This window comes from Duganella sp. sic0402 (assembly GCF_019219065.1).
Taxonomy (GTDB): Bacteria; Pseudomonadota; Gammaproteobacteria; order Burkholderiales; family Burkholderiaceae_D; genus Rugamonas.
Genome location: NZ_JAHUWK010000030.1, coordinates 1 through 708 on the forward strand (window position 1 = coordinate 1; position 708 = coordinate 708).

The window sequence follows — 708 nt, forward strand, 5'->3', positions numbered from 1 at the left end:
TCGGAATTTGGGCCATTGAGCCCGTGGGTCAGATTGGTACCCCTGCCTGTTTCATTTTATAAGTCCGAACGGTATCTTGGGCTATTGCCTCGCGCATAAGCCCGCATACGAGAAAGGTCAAAAATGGATAACTCAACAGCAGTCGTGGGGATCGATGTCAGCAAGAAAAAGCTCGACGTGGCCCTGTTAGTGAACGGCAAGATTAAAACCAAGGTCATAGATAACTCTGCCGCAGGCCATCAGTTGCTCTTGGAGTGGCTGGACAAGACCCAGTTACCCAAGGCGGCATTACGGGTTTGCATGGAGGCGACCGGCGTGTATTTCGAGGTGGTAGCGACCACGCTCTATGATGCTGGGTTTGCGGTGAGCGTCGTCAATCCTGGCTGCGTCAAGGGCTTTGGCCAGAGCGAGAACCTGCGCAATAAAACCGACAAGGCGGACGCAGCATTGATCGCACGTTACTGCGCGGCGATGACGCCGGCAACGTGGACGCCCGCTCCGCTGGAGCAACGCCAGTTGCGTGCGTGGTCACAGCGGATACTGGCCCTGAAGGATATGCGCCAGCAGGAACGCAACCGGCTGGAAAGCTACGAGGTCAGCGGCATGGCCGAGGTGGCCGAGCACGCGCGTTCGCTCATTGCCTGGCTTGACACCGAGATCAAGCAACTGGAAGACGACGTGGATGACCACATCGACCGCCATCCCGGC

The 708-nt window shown here is 57.5% G+C and carries 1 protein-coding gene; it reads left to right on the top strand.

The window, feature by feature from the left end; genetic code table 11:
• Positions 1-123: 123 nt before the first annotated feature.
• Positions 124-708, top strand: a 585-nt coding sequence (locus tag KW842_RS27150; RefSeq protein ID WP_218307307.1) for a transposase, incomplete at its 3' end; no start/stop codon positions are given.